At 56.9% G+C, this 16,140-nt stretch carries 14 protein-coding genes; 3 read left to right on the top strand and 11 right to left on the bottom strand.

From position 1 onward, the window contains the following. Positions 1-12: 12 nt before the first annotated feature. The 8 genes from cvpA to pdxB form a co-directional block, all read right to left on the bottom strand. Entirely contained in the window at positions 13-501 is a 489-nt protein-coding gene (cvpA, locus tag GYRE_RS14655; protein ID WP_006820992.1) for a colicin V production protein, read from the bottom strand. Positions 502-654: 153 nt separating this feature from the next. Beyond that, positions 655-1,365: a cell division protein DedD gene (dedD, locus tag GYRE_RS14650; protein WP_006820993.1), complete on the bottom strand. Its 711-nt coding sequence runs from the start codon at positions 1,363-1,365 to the stop codon at positions 655-657. Continuing rightward, a complete protein-coding gene (folC, locus tag GYRE_RS14645; protein WP_038256389.1) occupies positions 1,355-2,623 on the bottom strand; it encodes a bifunctional tetrahydrofolate synthase/dihydrofolate synthase in 1,269 nt (422 codons plus the stop codon). Before folC ends, dedD begins: the two co-directional genes overlap by 11 nt. Positions 2,624-2,707: 84 nt before the next feature. Beyond that, a complete protein-coding gene (gene accD / locus GYRE_RS14640; RefSeq protein WP_006820995.1) occupies positions 2,708-3,622 on the bottom strand; it encodes an acetyl-CoA carboxylase, carboxyltransferase subunit beta in 915 nt (304 codons plus the stop codon). 135 nt (positions 3,623-3,757) lie between these two features. Next, positions 3,758-4,426, bottom strand: a complete 669-nt coding sequence (locus GYRE_RS14635) for a DedA family protein (RefSeq protein ID WP_006820996.1) — start codon at positions 4,424-4,426, stop codon at positions 3,758-3,760. A gap of 25 nt (positions 4,427-4,451) precedes the next feature. Continuing rightward, positions 4,452-5,264, bottom strand: coding sequence for a tRNA pseudouridine(38-40) synthase TruA (truA, locus tag GYRE_RS14630; protein ID WP_038256233.1), 813 nt, complete (start codon positions 5,262-5,264; stop codon positions 4,452-4,454). Next, complete coding sequence (locus tag GYRE_RS14625; protein WP_006820998.1) at positions 5,264-6,277, bottom strand: aspartate-semialdehyde dehydrogenase; 1,014 nt, start codon at positions 6,275-6,277, stop codon at positions 5,264-5,266. The genes truA and GYRE_RS14625 overlap by 1 nt, the downstream gene beginning before the upstream one ends. A gap of 67 nt (positions 6,278-6,344) precedes the next feature. Next, positions 6,345-7,481 carry a 4-phosphoerythronate dehydrogenase PdxB gene (gene pdxB / locus GYRE_RS14620; RefSeq protein ID WP_006820999.1) on the bottom strand — a complete coding sequence of 379 codons (1,137 nt, stop codon included), beginning with the start codon at positions 7,479-7,481 and terminating at the stop codon, positions 6,345-6,347. 108 nt (positions 7,482-7,589) lie between these two features. Between pdxB and flk the strand changes: the two genes are divergently transcribed. Beyond that, the gene (gene flk, locus GYRE_RS14615; protein WP_038256231.1) at positions 7,590-8,594 is read left to right on the top strand and encodes a flagella biosynthesis regulator Flk; all 1,005 of its coding nucleotides are present in this window, start codon (positions 7,590-7,592) and stop codon (positions 8,592-8,594) included. Here flk and GYRE_RS14610 read toward each other — a convergent pair. Both GYRE_RS14610 and fabB read right to left on the bottom strand, forming a co-directional pair. After that, positions 8,591-9,769 (bottom strand): MFS transporter, encoded by a 1,179-nt coding sequence (locus tag GYRE_RS14610; RefSeq protein ID WP_038256387.1) that lies wholly within the window; start codon positions 9,767-9,769, stop codon positions 8,591-8,593. The two genes, flk and GYRE_RS14610, sit on opposite strands and share 4 nt — an antisense overlap. A 70-nt stretch (positions 9,770-9,839) precedes the next feature. Continuing rightward, a complete protein-coding gene (gene fabB / locus GYRE_RS14605) occupies positions 9,840-11,051 on the bottom strand; it encodes a beta-ketoacyl-ACP synthase I (protein ID WP_006821002.1) in 1,212 nt (403 codons plus the stop codon). 158 nt (positions 11,052-11,209) lie between these two features. Here fabB and mnmC point away from each other — a divergent pair, with 158 nt between their 5' ends. Next, complete coding sequence (mnmC, locus tag GYRE_RS14600) at positions 11,210-13,216, top strand: bifunctional tRNA (5-methylaminomethyl-2-thiouridine)(34)-methyltransferase MnmC2/FAD-dependent 5-carboxymethylaminomethyl-2-thiouridine(34) oxidoreductase MnmC1 (protein WP_038256228.1); 2,007 nt, start codon at positions 11,210-11,212, stop codon at positions 13,214-13,216. A gap of 2 nt (positions 13,217-13,218) precedes the next feature. Here the strand turns inward: mnmC and GYRE_RS14595 are convergent, their stop codons facing one another. Then, the gene (locus GYRE_RS14595) at positions 13,219-14,067 is read right to left on the bottom strand and encodes an AraC family transcriptional regulator (protein ID WP_006821005.1); all 849 of its coding nucleotides are present in this window, start codon (positions 14,065-14,067) and stop codon (positions 13,219-13,221) included. A 229-nt stretch (positions 14,068-14,296) separates the two neighbouring features. Between GYRE_RS14595 and GYRE_RS14590 the strand changes: the two genes are divergently transcribed. Then, positions 14,297-16,132 (top strand): DUF2264 domain-containing protein, encoded by a 1,836-nt coding sequence (locus GYRE_RS14590; RefSeq protein ID WP_038256226.1) that lies wholly within the window; start codon positions 14,297-14,299, stop codon positions 16,130-16,132. Positions 16,133-16,140: the final 8 nt, after the last annotated feature.

The following is a 16,140-nucleotide window of genomic DNA, read 5'->3' as shown; positions in this document are numbered from 1 at the left end:
CTCAGAACGTCGTTACGTTCTGGGCAAGAAACTTGACGAGCTTTGCAGATAGTCAAAAAACATTCTGATAACGACGCTGAACTGCGGGATGAGCTGTGACTTCTGCCAGTCATCGCTTTTTGAGAACCCGGTAAAAGTATCCAGGAAGAACAGTATGGCGGCGACAATCAAAACCCCACGCAGCGCACCAAAACAGACTCCCAGCACCCTGTCGGTCCCCGACAGTCCCGTTTTCTCCACCAGCTGACCTATCACGAAATTCACGATAGCGCCAACGATGAGCGTCGCGATGAACAGCACCGCGATAGCAATCCCGTTTCGTACCAGTTCGTCTTCAAAGCCCGTAAACCAGACAGACAGGTAAGTGTAGTAATGACTGGCAACAAAGAAAGCACATCCCCATGTTACCAGCGACAACGCTTCACGTACAAAGCCGCGGATAAGGCTTACCAGACAGGAAAAACCAATTACCGCGATGATGGCGTAATCAATCCAGACCATATGTGTCCCACGATTTTACGCCCTGTCATCCAGTTCGGGGCGCATAATAACAGAAAAAGAAAACGTTTGCGTAGGGATTTCCTTCCCGCGCTCAAATAAAAATGGCGCTGAAAAAATGTTCAACGCCATTCAGTTCGTCACCGTTACGGAGGGTTAATTTGGCGTATATCCCATCACCACTCCGCTCAGCCCCGACAGCTGTTTCAGCTCGCCAAGCGACCCTTTCAGCTTATCTTTCGAGGCATCCGGCCCGACCAGAATTCGGGTAATTTTACCCTGAACCGGCGTCGAAGGCGACGTGTATGCCTTAAAGCCCGCACCACGAAGTTTGCCCACTATCTCATTGACCTTATCGGCATTTTTCAGTGCGCCTAACTGCACCACATAGGCTTTGCCCGTTGGTGCAGATTTGTCTTCGACCGTCGGCTTCACTGGAGCCACCGGCGGTGCGGTTTCCGTTGCGGCCGCCAGCTGTTCGCTGACTTTGTCACGCTGCGGTTTCGGCTGCGGTTTTTCGACCGGCTTATCGACAGGTTTTGCCTTCGGTGGTGCTACCGGCTCCGGTATTTCATCGATATCGCTATTGCCGTTCGTCGCCAGACGGCCGGGATCGAGCGACGGTGCCGCGGCATCGCCCGCTCTCACTTCTTCCGCAGCCCCTTCTGGCGGCTGTGCGGGCAAAGCCTGCGTTGCAGGCAGCATATCCGGTTCATCGCGATCGCCAGGTTTCGGTACCAGCGGGATCGCCGCAAACTCATCCTGATAGTGTTTTTTCTGGCCGTCCAACAGCCCTGGCAGCACGATAACCCCGAGCGCAACCAGCACAATTGTCCCCACCAGACGGTTCTGAAACTTACTCGCCACCGGATCTCCCCACGTCCATCTCTTCCATTACATGCGCTACCGTGTGGAATGAGCCACACACCAGCACCGTATCTTCCGGTCTGGCGTCAGCCATTGCTGCACGCCAGGCCATCGCCACACTGGCATAGACTGCGCCCTGAGGCAAATGTTCCAGTAGTTGTTCCGCTGTCGCCCCGCGTGGCCCTTCCAGCGGTGCACAGTACCAGCTATCTACCACCGGCGTCAGGTGCGCTAACGTACCGGCAATATCTTTATCATGAAGCATACCAATGACCGCCAGTACGCGCCCGGTTTTTGGTAACAAATTCAAACGCCCGGCGAGATAAGCCGCCGCATGCGGGTTATGCGCCACGTCGAGGATAAGACGCGGCGATTCGCTGACAATCTGAAAACGACCGGGAAGGATAGCTCCGGCGATACCCTCACGAATCGCCTGCTCGCTCACGGCAAGACCACTGGCGCGCAGTGCGGCCAGTGCCGTCGCGGCGTTCGGCTGCGGTACCTGCGGCAATGGCAAATCCAGCAATTCGCCGTCTGCATCGGTGAAGCTCCAGCTCTGCTCCCCGACGCGATAGCGCCAGTCCACATCGCGCTGCAGCAGCTTCGCGCCCTTCTCTTTTGCCACGGCCGCAATGGATACGGGCATCTCTGGCTCGCCAACCACCGCCGGTTTGCCGCCACGAAAAACGCCGGCTTTCTCACGGCCAATGCTTTCGCGATCCGGCCCCAGCCAGTCGGTGTGGTCAAGCGCAATGCTGGTTACTACCGCGACGTCCGCGTCGACCATATTGGTGGCATCAAGACGACCACCCAGACCCACTTCAAGGATAACCACATCGAGCTGCGCTTGTTTAAACAGCCACAGCGCCGACAGCGTGCCAAACTCAAAATAGGAGAGCGAAATATCACCGCGTGCCGCTTCAATCTCGGCAAAAGAAGCCGTATGGGCAGACTCCGCCAGCTCCTGGTTTTGCACGCGTACACGTTCGGTGTAGCGCACCAGGTGCGGTGAGCTATAGACACCCACTTTATAGCCTGCCGCCATCAGCACCGACTCCAGCGTCCGGCAAGTCGTCCCTTTTCCGTTGGTCCCCGCCACGGTGAAGACGAACGGCGCTGGCTTCAGCACATCCAGACGCGCGCCGACTTCGCTTACGCGCTCGAGCCCGAGATCGATGGTTTTACTGTGCAGATTTTCCAGATAAGAAAGCCACGTGGCCAGCGGCGACGTGGCCTGAGGAATAGATTGTTTTTCCATGATGCCCGCGATAGTTAACGGTGAATACGCAAAGGCGTACAAAAGCAAAAAGGGCAGCGCCGTCTGGCCCTGCCCTTTGCATTATCAGGCCCCAGGTTCCTGATCCGGTTCCGGCGGAACCACCTCGCCTTCGCGCGGTGCATCCGGACTCGGAGACGGGAGATTCATCATCTTCGCCAGGATGCTTGCAAGCTTCAGGCGCATCTCCGGGCGACGGACGATCATATCGATAGCCCCTTTTTCGATCAGGAACTCACTGCGCTGGAAGCCCGGCGGCAGTTTTTCGCGAACCGTCTGTTCGATTACGCGTGGGCCAGCAAAGCCGATCAGCGCTTTCGGTTCAGCGATGTTCAGATCGCCAAGCATAGCGAAGCTTGCTGAAACACCGCCCATGGTCGGGTCAGTCAGTACGGAGATGTACGGCAGACCGCGTTCCTGCATTTTTGCCAGCGCAGCAGAGGTTTTCGCCATCTGCATCAGTGACATTAACGCTTCCTGCATACGCGCACCGCCAGAGGCGGAGAAGCAGATCAGCGGGCAGTTATCTTCCAGCGCCTGCTCAACGGCACGGACAAAACGCGCACCGACCACAGAGCCCATAGAACCGCCCATAAAGGAAAACTCAAACGCCGCGCCAACAACCGGCATACCGTGCAGAGTCCCTTTCATTACCACCAGTGCGTCTTTCTCACCGGTTTCTTTCTGCGCGGAAGCAAGGCGGTCCTTATATTTCTTGGAATCACGAAACTTCAGCAGATCTTTTGGCTCAAGCTCGCTGCCTAATTCCACCAGGGAACCTTCATCCAGCAGGCTATGCAGGCGATTACGCGCTGTCATTCGCATGTGGTGATCGCACTTCGGGCAAACCTCAAGGTTACGCTCCAGTTCGGCGCGATACAGTACCTGACCGCAGCTGTCACACTTGGTCCATACCCCTTCAGGAATGCTCGCCTTGCGGGTCGGGGTTATGTTGCTTTTAATTCGTTCAATCCAGCTCATTGATAACCTTTCTGCCTGAACCTGGTCGATGCCAGTTTTGCCGTAAGGGGCGAATAATGCCAGTTTTGCCCCTTACAGACCATGAAATGTTGCACATTAAATCATAACAGCAACCGACATGGGATAAAAAAGTGGTCATTCCACCTTTTTTCCAAGCTTTGCCGCTGCACGTTTATGGCGGATGATTTCTACTACCCCCGGCAGGACGGAAAGCACGATGATTGCCACGATGAGCAGCTTCAGGTTTTCCTGCACGATCGGCAGATCGCCGAACAGGTAGCCCGCGTAGGTAAAGAGCAGCACCCACAGCAGCGCGCCGATCACGTTGTAGGCAGCAAAATGACGATAGGACATGTGCCCCATCCCTGCCACAAACGGCGCAAAGGTTCTGACGATCGGCACAAAACGCGCCAGAATGATGGTTTTACCACCATGTCTTTCGTAGAAGGCGTGCGTTTTATCCAGATAGCTGCGACGGAAAATTTTGGAATCCGGGTTACTGAATAACCGTTCCCCGAACACGCGACCAATGGTGTAGTTCACCGCATCCCCGACAATCGCGGCGATGATCATCAGCACCACCATCAGATGAACATTCAGATCGTTAGTCGGTAACGCCGACAGCGCACCGGCGACAAACAGCAGTGAATCGCCTGGCAGGAATGGCGTTACCACCAGGCCTGTTTCACAGAACAGGATCAAGAACAGGATGGCATAAACCCATACGCCATAGTCCGCGACCAGTTCAGCCAGATGTACGTCAATATGCAGAATAAAATCAATCAGAAAGCGAATCAGATCCATAGTTGCTTAGCCTTTTTATCCTCGATTAGTCCGCCAGGAATAGCGGGCCCATCGGCGTCTTCGGCAGGTCGAAACGATCGGGGTAATCCACCGCGACCAGATACAGCCCTTCCGCTTTTGCCGTTGCTGCTGCAAGCGTTCTATCCTTCGCTGCTAACAGCTCTGCAATCCAGCTCTCTGGCTGGTTTCCGGCGCCCACTTCCATCAGGCTGCCTACGATATTCCTGACCATATGATGAACAAAAGCGTTGGCTTTGATATCCACCACCACATATGCACCGAAACGTTCGACGTTAATGTGCATCACGTTGCGCCACGGAGTGCGCGACTGGCACTGGACCGCACGAAACGAGGTAAAATCGTTCTCGCCAATCAGACACTGGGCGGCACGTTGCATACGTCCCGCATCCAGCGACTGGTGGTAATGCGTAACGCCCTGGCTTAATACCGCCGGGCGCAGACGATGATTGTAGATGACATAGCGATAACGGCGAGCCGTAGCGCTAAAACGAGCGTGAAAATCTTCGCCCACCGTTTTAACCCAACGGACAGCAATATCGCCGGGCAAATTCGCATTCACCCCAAGCGTCCAGGCCGCGTCTTTACGTAAGGCATGGGTATCGAAATGCACGACCTGACCAGTGCCGTGCACACCGGAATCAGTCCGCCCCGCGCAAAACACCGTGACAGGCTCATTCGCTACCTGAGACAGCGCTTTCTCGAGCTTTTCCTGCACGCTGCGGACTTCGTTCTGTCGCTGCCAGCCGTAGTATTTGCTGCCGTCGTATTCAATGCCAAGGGCAATGCGATACGTCGGTTGCTCTGCCACTTCCAACATCAGTACATATACTCCTGAACCAGCTTCTCGGCGATTTTGACCGCCATCAGCGCACCGCCAAAGCGTACGTTATCGGCAACTGACCAGAACTGAATCTGTTCCGGCATGCCGTAATCGTTACGCACACAGCCGATAGAGAGCTGCGCAGTACCGGACGCGTCGCCAACCTGGGTCGGGAAGTCACTGGCTTCACTGAGTGCAATGTCTTCACCGCGAGCAAATGCATCACGCGCTTCTTCTGCCGCCAGCGGACGCATGGCTTCAAAACTGACCATCTGCGCGTGGCCGTAGAATACCGGAGACTGCACACAGTTGGCGGAGATCATCAGGCCATCGTCCTGGAGAATCTTGCGTACCTGATCGACGATACGACGCTCTTCACGCACGTTGCCTTCTGCATCAGGCAGAAGCGGTAGCATATTGAACGCCAGTTGGCGGCCGAAGAAATCGTCTTCATCAATCGGAATACCGTTCAGCAGTTTGGCACTCTGCCCTGCCAGAGCATCAACCGCTTTCTTACCGTGCGCAGAAGCCGACAGCAGGCTGGTGACCGCAATGCGTGACAGACCACCGTCATCAATCAGCGGCTTCAGCGCAGTAAGCAGCTGGCTGGTCAAGCTGTCCGGTACGGCAATCAGGTTGCGGTTGCGGTAGTCCGCCAGCACGAAGGGATTCACTTCCGGAACAACCAGAGGTACATCCGGTTCAAGCGCAAACAGCCCGCTGGTATCAATCACCAGGCAGCCTGAGTTGGTGGCTTCTTCAACGTAATCGGCGCTCGCCTGAGCGCCAGCCACGAAGAACGCCATCTGGGCCTGCGTCCAGTCAAACTCGGCGGCATCCTGCACTCTCACCGATTTACCCGCAAAGCGCAGGTGCTCTCCGGCGCTTTCAGCGCGCGCAAGGGCAAAGATCTCACCCACCGGGAACTGACGCTCAGCAAGAGTTTCAAGCAGGGCTTCACCGACGGCGCCAGTGGCACCCAAAATGGCAATATTCCAGCCTTCAGACATGGTGGTTTACTCCAGAAATTAACTGACCGCCCCGCCAGAATATTGACGGGACAGTATTAAGAAGACATTAACGGGCGGGTTGATGTACGGCGTTAAACCCCAGTTTCAGCAACAGCTCCGCTGCTGCTTTATCGTCACAGACGACGTTTAACGACGACCATTCACGACGTTCCTGGTAGTTTTTGCGCAGTTTGTCGAATTCTCCCGGGATCCCCGCGACTTTTCGCAGCGGCGCGTCGTCGCGGCGCACATCATACACCAAATGAATGAGTCTTTTTAGCGTTGCCTGACAGAGGGGGCCATGCAGCGTAATCTTGCCAAACTCCGCCGCCGGCAGCAGCGAATCGAGAGCAACCTGCTGTGGGTTGCCAATAAATTCACTATAGGCTTCAAACACCTGAGTGGTGCCGCGCGCTTTCCCTTCGAGCGTATACCCGGCAATGTGGGAAGTGCCAATATCTACGCGAGCCAGCAGCTCGACGCTGAGGTTCGGTTCCGGCTCCCAGACATCAAGCACCACGCTCAGCGCCTGTCCAGCCTGCAGACGCGCCAGCAGCGCGGCGTTATCCACAACCGGGCCACGGCAGGCATTAATCAGAATAGTGCCAGGCTTCAGACGACGAAGCAGTGCGTCATCTGCCAGATGCAGAGTTTTGTACGGGCCATCTTTAAACAGCGGGGTATGGAAAGTCAGAATATCAGCCTGTTCAACCAGCGTGTCGAGCGGCAGAAAATTCCCCTCCTCCCCGTTGTCGGCACGAGGTGGATCGCAGAGCAGGGTTTTAATACCCAGCGCTTCCAGACGTTTTTGTAAACGCCCGCCCACGTTGCCCACGCCAACGATACCCACGGTGCGATCCGCAAGGGCAAAGCCATCGCGCTCTGCCAGCATCAGCAGCGAAGAGAAAACATATTCCACCACGGCGATAGCATTGCAGCCAGGTGCTGCTGAGAAGCCAATTCCGGCCTGCTGCAGCCAGGCTTCATCCACGTGGTCCGTGCCCGCCGTTGCGGTGCCGACAAACTTCACGCCTTTGCCTTCGAGCAGTGAAGCATTGACCTTCGTGACCGAACGCACCATCAGCGCGTCTGCATCATCCAGCGCTTCCATCGGCAGCGGACGACCCGCTACGGCCTTTACCTCACCCAGGCGACTGAAAAGTTCGCGGGCATAAGGCATATTTTCATCAACAAGGATTTTCACCGTACAGTACCTGTCTGAGAACGAGAGTTAACCCCGGAAGTGTGCCATAATCTCGCCGCCAGGCATACACGCAGCTGGTGGTCACCGTACTGATGTTAAGGATTTATCATGACGCAACCTATTTCAGGTATGTCCGCTCGTCCTCCGGGGGAAGGTCTTTCAACTTCCACAACGGCTGGAGAACAACCCCTTTCCACGCAGCAACGTACGGTGCTTGAGCGAATTATTACTCGCCTGATAGCGCTGACCTCGCAGCAGAACGCGGAAGTCTGGGCGGGGATGAAGCATGATCTGGGTCTGGCGCGCGATACGCCGCTGCTGTCGCGACATTTTCCCGCCGCCGAGCAGAACCTGAACCAGCGTCTGAGTACGGCCGAACAGAACCACAGCAACCGGCAAACGATGCTGCAGCTGACATCGCTCTTAAACCTGGGCAACAACCGCCAGGCGGTCAGCGACTATATTCGTCATCAGTTTGGACAGACGGCCCTGAGCCAGCTTTCGCCCGAGCAGCTTAAAAGCGTGCTGCAGCTGTTACAACGCGGCGAACTCTCTATTCCGCAACCCCAACAGCGCCCGGCCACCGACCGCCCGCTGCTGCCCGCCGAGCACAATACCCTGAATCAGTTGGTAACAAAGCTCGCCGCCGCGACTGGCGAAACCAGCAAAAGTATCTGGCAATCGATGCTGGAACTGTCAGGGGTGAAGACCGGTGAACTGATCCCGGCGAAGCATTTCTCGCATCTGGTGACCTGGCTTCAGGCACGCCAGACCTTAACCACGCAGCCGGCCCCCACGCTGCATACCCTGCAGGCTGCCTTAAAACAGCCTCTGGAGCCGAAGGAGTGGCACGCGGTTCAGGATTACGCCCAGCAAAACTGGAACGTTACGCCGCAAATGACGTTATCCGTCGCTCAGGTGCAGGATCTGCTTAACCAGATCTTCCTTAAACGCGTTGAGCGTTCTCAGGAGACGCTGGAGATCCGCAATATCCAGCCGATCTTTAGCCCGTTCGCGCCCGTGGTCGAGACCATTAAATCACTGTCAGCGCGCCCGGGACTGATGTTTATCGCCATTATCGTAGTCATGGCGCTATTGTGGATTGTGCTTTAAGCGCGGCGCAGCGCCAGTAACGTCACGACGATACCAAACAGCGCCGAGACAGCCCCTGCGAGGAATACCGACGGATAACCAAACGAGGTCGCGAGCAGCCCGGCAAGCGGCCCCGTCACACCGTATGAGATATCCTGAAACGCCGCGTATCCCCCGAGCGCCGTGCCACGTACCTGCGGCGGCACCCGCTTCACCACCTCAACGCCGAGCGCCGGGAAAATCAGTGAACATCCGGCCCCGGTCAGCGCCGCACCGGCGAGCGCTACCCAGGCGGTCGGCGCCTGCCACAGTAGCAGCAGACCAGCAGTTTCCACCAGCAGCGAGACCGTCGCTACCTTCACACCGCCGAAGCGGTCCGGCATCCAGCCAAACAGAATGCGCATCAGCACAAAGGCTCCACCGAACGCGCTGAGGGTAAAGCCCGCCATTGCCCAGCCGTTGCTGGCGAAGTAAAGGGAAACAAAGGTGCCGATCACCGCAAAGCCAACGCCCTGCAGCGCAAGCCCAATTCCCGGTTTCCAGATAAGCCCCACCACGCTCCACAGCGACGGGCGCTCACCGGCATGCGCCGGGACCTTACGTACCGTACCGTTGAACGCCCAGGCAAGCAGCGGCAGCGCCATGCTGGTTATCGCCAGTGCGGCAAAACCGAAATGGCTGTTAATCAGCAGACCCAGCGGTGCGCCCACCGCCAGCGCGCCGTAGATAGCCATCCCATTCCACGACATCACCTTGCCGGAACGCGCAGGGCCAACCAGCCCCATCCCCCAGGTGAGCGTTCCGGTAAGCAGCTGACTTTCGCCAAAGCCGAGGATTAAACGGCCCACAATCAGCAGCGCGAACTTCGCCATCGGCGAGACAGGAAGCACCGCAGCCAGCAGCCATGCCGCTCCCGCCAGCCCGCAGGCCAGCATGCCCTGCAGCGCCGAGCGTTTAGCACCAAACTGGTCGGCGAGCCGCCCGGCGTAGCCACGAGTTAACACGGTCGCCAGAAACTGTACGCCCACGGCGATACCAACCATGGTGTTGCCGTAGCCCAGCTCCTGGTGCACAAACAATGGAATAACCGGCAAGGGTAAACCGACCGTCATGTAGGTCAGAAATACCGCGAACGCGATGCGGAACAAATCAGCATTAGAGCGAGTACGTGAAACCGTTGTAGCGTCTTGATTCATAGGAGAAAAATATAACCAGAAGCAAAAAAAGGGAGCCATTCGGCTCCCTGGACTATCTGTTATCTTAGGCTTAAAGCTTACGCATCACCAGCGTGGCGTTGGTGCCGCCAAAGCCAAAGCTGTTCGACATAACGGTCTTCAGCGTTTGTTCGGTCGGTTTGGTCACGATGTTCAGACCCGCAGCCTGCTCGTCCATCTCTTCGATGTTGATGCTCGGCGCAATAAAGCCGTGCTCCAGCATCAGCAGAGAGTAGATAGCTTCCTGAACGCCTGCGGCACCCAGAGAGTGACCGGTCATCGCTTTGGTCGCGGAAATTGCCGGGCTGTTGTCACCGAATACTTCACAGATAGCACCCAGCTCTTTCACGTCGCCTACCGGAGTAGAAGTACCGTGGGAGTTCAGGTAGTCGATCGGGGTGTCAACGCCGTGCATCGCCATTCGCATGCAGCGCACTGCGCCTTCACCTGACGGAGCGACCATGTCAGCACCGTCGGAAGTGGCACCGTAGCCCACGATTTCAGCGTAGATGTGCGCACCACGTGCCAGCGCATGCTCCAGCTCTTCAACTACGACCATACCGCCGCCGCCAGCGATAACGAAACCGTCGCGGTGCGCATCATAGGTACGGGAAGCCTGAGACGGAGTCTCGTTGTATTTGGTAGAGAGCGCGCCCATCGCGTCGAACTCACAGGCCATTTCCCAGCCCAGCTCTTCACCGCCACCAGCAAACACGATGTCCTGTTTGCCCAGCTGAATCTGCTCTACCGCGTTACCGATACAGTGCGCGGAAGTGGCACAGGCAGAACTGATGGAGTAGTTTACGCCGTGGATTTTGAACGGAGTGGCGAGGCACGCGGAAACCGCAGAACCCATCGCCTTGGTCACAACGTAAGGACCCACCGCTTTCAGGCCACGCGGACTGCGCATAGCGTCAGCACCGAATACCTGAGCTTTAGAAGAACCACCGGAGCCAGCAATCAGGCCTACGCGCGGGTTGTTCTGATAATCTTCTGCTTTCAGGCCAGCGTCTTCAACTGCCTGCTGCATGGAGAGATACGCATAGATAGAGGCATCGTTCATGAAACGGACCACTTTGCGGTCGATGAGACCGGTGGTGTCCAGTTTGACGTTACCCCATACGTGGCTACGCATACCTGAATCTTTGAACTCTTCAGAGAAAGTGATCCCGGAGCGTCCTTCACGCAGAGATGCCAGGACTTCCTGCTGGTTATTACCGATGCTGGAAACAATGCCCAGGCCAGTAATCACTGCACGTTTCATTCAATACCTCTGTAAGTCGCACTATTTTAAGTTTCGAGTCGCAAGATAGCGTACAGTTGTACGCCGAACAAGTCCGATCAGCCATTTTCTGTCGAAATTTGCTCCGGCTCGCCCATATCGTTAAGATCGTCATACTCCCCGTCATACGAGTAACTTACGTGAAACATAACGCCATACAACCTGCCAACCTCGAGTTCAACACTGAGGGTACACCTGTTTCCCGAGATTTTGATGACGTCTACTTCTCTAATGATAACGGACTTGAAGAGACGCGCTATGTTTTCCTCGGTGGTAATAAAATTGCTGAACGCTTTCCCGAACATCCCCGCAGCCTGTTTGTGGTTGCAGAAAGTGGTTTTGGTACTGGGTTGAATTTCCTGACGTTATGGCAGGCGTTTACGGCATTCCGCGCGACGCATCCTCAGGCTACGCTACAAAGATTACATTTCATCAGTTTTGAGAAATTCCCGCTCAGGGCAGAGGATTTGCGCCTCGCGCATCAGCACTGGCCGGAACTTGCAGAAATGGCGGCTGAGTTGCAAACCCAGTGGCCACTGCCGGTGGCGGGCTGTCACCGCCTGCTGCTCGATGAAGGACGGGTCACGCTGGATTTATGGTTCGGTGATATCAATGAACTGACGGATACCCTCGACGATTCACTCAACCAGAGCGTGGATGCGTGGTTCCTCGATGGTTTTGCACCGGCAAAAAACCCGGATATGTGGACGCCGAATCTGTTTGCTGCCATGGCGCGCCTGGCAAGACCCGGGGGAACGCTTGCCACCTTTACCTCCGCCGGCTTTGTCCGCCGTGGCCTGCAGGAAGCTGGGTTCACTATGCAAAAGTGCAAAGGTTTTGGCCGCAAGCGCGAAATGCTGACCGGCGAGATGGCGCAAACGCTGAGCTACCCGCCGCGTACGCCGTGGTTTGCCCGTCTGGGTTCAGACAAACGTGAAGTGGCTCTCGTCGGCGGCGGGATCGCGAGCGCCCTGCTCTCGCTCTCACTGCTGCGCCGGGGCTGGCAGGTCACCCTGTACTGTGCCGACGACAAACCGGCTGAAGGGGCTTCCGGCAATCGCCAGGGTGCGCTTTACCCGCTGCTAAACGCTCACGATCCGGCGCTGACCCGCTTCTTCCCGCTGGCATTCACCTTTGCGCGCCGCCTGTACGACACGTTGCCGGTCACCTTTGAGCACGACTGGTGCGGGGTCACGCAGCTTGGCTGGGATGAAAAAAGCCAGCACAAAATCGACCAGATGCTGGCTCTGGGGCTACCGCCGGAGATAGCACAGGCGCTACCTCAGGAGCACGTTCAGACAGCCACGGGCGTCACCAGCCACTGCGGCGGCATTCAGTATCCGCTTGGCGGCTGGCTGTGCCCGGCGCAGCTCACCCGCAACGTCATTGCCCATGGCGAAACGCTGGGTCTGAAAACGGTGTGGAATGCCAAGGTTGATGCCCTGGTTCAGCAGCAGGACGGCTGGCAGCTGACAATGCGCGACGGCACCAACCGCCCTCACGCCGCCGTGGTGCTGGCGAACGGCTACCGAATCAATCAGTTCAGCCAGACCAGTATGCTGCCAGTTTCCGCCGTTGGCGGACAGGTAAGCCATATTCCCACGACGCCAGCGCTCGCAAAACTGCGCCAGGTCCTGTGCTACGACGGCTACCTGACGCCACAAAATCCAGATAACCAACAGCACTGCATCGGGGCGAGCTATCACCGTGGCAATACGGCAATGCGTTTTAGCGCGGAAGATCAGCGCAATAACCGCCAGCGGCTCATCGACTGCTTCCCGGATGAAAGCTGGCCTCTGGAAGTGGACGTCAGCGCAAACGAAGCCCGCTGCGGCGTGCGTTGCGCGACCCGAGATCATCTGCCGTTGGTCGGTAACGTCGCGGATTACGATGCCACCCTGGCTGAATATGCCAGTTTACGTGACGACCAGGCCAATGCCCCGCTTGCGCCGGTTTATACCCATTTGTTCATCCTTGGCGGACTTGGCTCGCGTGGCCTGTGCTCAGCACCGCTAACGGCAGAGATTCTGGCGGCACAGATGAGCGACGAGCCGATCCCACTCGACGCTGAAACGCTGGCAGCACTCAACCCAAATCGTCTGTGGGTACGAAAACTACTGAAAGGCAAAGCGGTAAAAGCGGGCTGAAATTAAGGCGCTGCAGCCGAACGTTTTCGGTACTGCAGCGGGGTTTGCTGCATCAGGCGTCTGAAACAGGTTATGAAGTAGGTCACTTCACTAAAACCGACCTGTTCGGCAATTTCCTCCACGCTGAGGCAGGTCGAGCGCAGCAGGTCACAGCTGCGCTTAACCCGACGGGTGAGCAGATATTCATGAATACTGCCGCCGGTCTGCTGGCGAAAAATCCGCGACGTATAGCTACGCGAAAAACCCACATCGTGAGCCAGCTCCTCAAGCGTAAATTTCTGCGCATAATGATTCTCCACCCACTGCATAATGCGCGCCGAAGCGCTCTGCTGCTGGGGTTTCATCATCACGGGCTGAGCCGGAAGCAGCGCCATCATCTGCATCATCAAAAACGCCACCTCTTCCGCCGGATATTGCCGCGTGGTGTCGAGCGCATTAAAGCGCGCCAGCACCGTCTCCATAAACGCCGCATGCTCGCTGAGATCAAAAGCCTGGGCGGGAGCCTGACTTGCCGCCAGATGTGAAAACTGCGTCTGAAAACGGGGAAAGTGTTGCAGCGTACTTTCCACCACCGATTGTTCAATATGCATCGTGGTGCGGCAGTAGTAGTTGTGCTCGCTGTTATCGACGTGCACCTTGTGCAGACGAAACGGCGGGAAGATGAACAGCCTTCCCGGGCGCGCGGTGTAGTGCTGATTATCCACCACCACAATACCGTATCCCGTTGAGATATAAAGAAACTCTACACACTGATGCCAGTGATAATAGCGAGCGCTGGAGCCCTGCAGGCGATTGAAAGACATCGTCTGACGTTCAAGAGTGATCCTCTCCAGCTGTTGCGCTTCTACCATCGTTTCACCATGACAACAGAATTAAACTTTTAGCCTACGGTTTGTAATTTATCCCTCTGCACGAACAAAAAATCCAGTCGAAATGAAATAACGGTTCATTTTTGTGAACAGGCTCACTCAGCGTTGATGACAAAAGCGGCTACGCTGTGTCACGCCACCCACACAGGGTGAGAATAAATATTGAATAACAATACCTTAATCCGATCTCGTGTCTGACGGGAGAACCCTCGTGCAACCTGAAAACATTGATTTTACAAACCCTCTGCAACAGCGCAGCGATGTCGCGGAGTGGGTGAATGAAATACTGAATGCCGTAACGCCATTCTTTAAAAATGACACCAGCCGCGTCGACCTGGGGAATTTTACCACCCACTACGGTCCGCGAATTGCCAGCATGGAGGCGTTTTCGCGCCTGCTGTGGGGCGTCACGCCGCTGCTGGCTGGCGGTGAGAAACCCGCGCAGTTTGCGTTTTATGTTCAGGCGATTAAAAACGGGGTTAACCCGGAGCACGCCGATTACTGGGGCGACATTGGCAACAGCGATCAGCGGGTCGTGGAGATGGCGGTCTACGGGTTACTGCTGGCGCTGGCTCACGATAGCCTGCTACCTCACTTCAACGAGCAGGAGAAAGCACAGCTCTGGCAGTGGTTAAAGCAAAGCGAGACCGCCGCTATCCCGGATAACAACTGGCACTTCTTCCCGATTCTGGTTCAGGTGGGTTTCCAGCAATGTGGAATGCCGGTGAACCATGACACCATTGAACAGCACTTTGCCGCCATGGAGCGCTACTGGCTGGGTGACGGCTGGTACAGCGATGGCCCCGACCGACCGCGCGACTACTACATTTCGATGGGCTTCCATTTCTACGGCCTGATCTACGCCAGGCTGATGGCGAAAACGGACCCGGTGCGTTGTGCAACTCTGCGCCAGCGGGCTACCGTATTTGCCGCTGACTTTATCCACTTCTTTGCCGACGACGGTGCCGCTATCCCGTTTGGCCGCAGCCTCACCTATCGTTTCGCTCAGGCCGCGTTCTGGAGCGCCGCAGCCTGGGCCGGGCTGGAGGTCTTTTCTCCGGGCGTGGTGAAAGGTATTGTGCTGCGCCACCTGCGCTGGTGGATGCGCCAGCAGCCGTTCGACCGCGATGGCGTGCTGAGCGTTGGTTACAGCTACCCGAATTTAGTGATGGCGGAAGACTACAACGCGCCTGGTTCTCCCTACTGGGGCCTGAAAACGGCGCTGGTGCTGGCCCTTGGCGAAGACGATGCCTTCTGGCAGGCGGAAGAACTGCCTCTGCCGGCGCAGAATACACCACATACTATTCCCCACGCCGCACAGGTCCTGGTGCATCAGCGCAATCATCTGTGGATGCTGACTTCCGGACAGCTTGAGCGGAATAACTTCGTCAATACTGAGGCGAAATACTGCAAATTTGCCTACTCCACGCGCTTTGGTTTTACCGTTGAACGTGGGCGCTACGGCCTGCCGCATGCCTCACCGGACTCCATGCTGCTGCTCTGCGAACACGACAACTACTGGCGCGGCCGCCGCGAATGTCCGCAGGTGGTGGTCGGTGAAAACCAAATCTACAGCCGCTGGAATCCCTGGCAGGACGTCACCGTCGACAGCTGGTTGCTGGCCGTCGGCGACTGGCAAATCCGTGTACATCGCCTGCAAACGGCGCGTGAACTGGAGAGCGCCGAAGGCGGTTTCAGCCTGCCGGGCCGCCCGCTACCGGAGCAGCACTGCGACGTCAGGGAAAGCCAGCTCAGCAACAACGGTGAGCTATCAACGATTTACTGCCTGAGCCCGCAGCCGCGCAGCGGCGAGGTGGTATTCACGCCACCTAACAGCAATCTGTTGTTCGCCGTACCTGCCGCCGTGCCGCTGCTGCGTCGCGCGCTTCCGGTCGGAGAACATCTGCTGATCAGCGCCGTCTGGGCGGGAGACACCGCCAGTTTTGACGCAAGCACCCTGCCGCAGGTGAGCCGTGACGAAACGCAAATTCGTATTGTCACCGCCCACCACGACGCGTGCATTCAGCTCGCCCCGCTGCCGCGCTAACCAGGAGA

This window comes from Yokenella regensburgei ATCC 49455, assembly GCF_000735455.1.
Taxonomy (GTDB): Bacteria; Pseudomonadota; Gammaproteobacteria; order Enterobacterales; family Enterobacteriaceae; genus Yokenella; species Yokenella regensburgei.
This window is presented reverse-complemented; position numbering and strand designations above follow the sequence as displayed.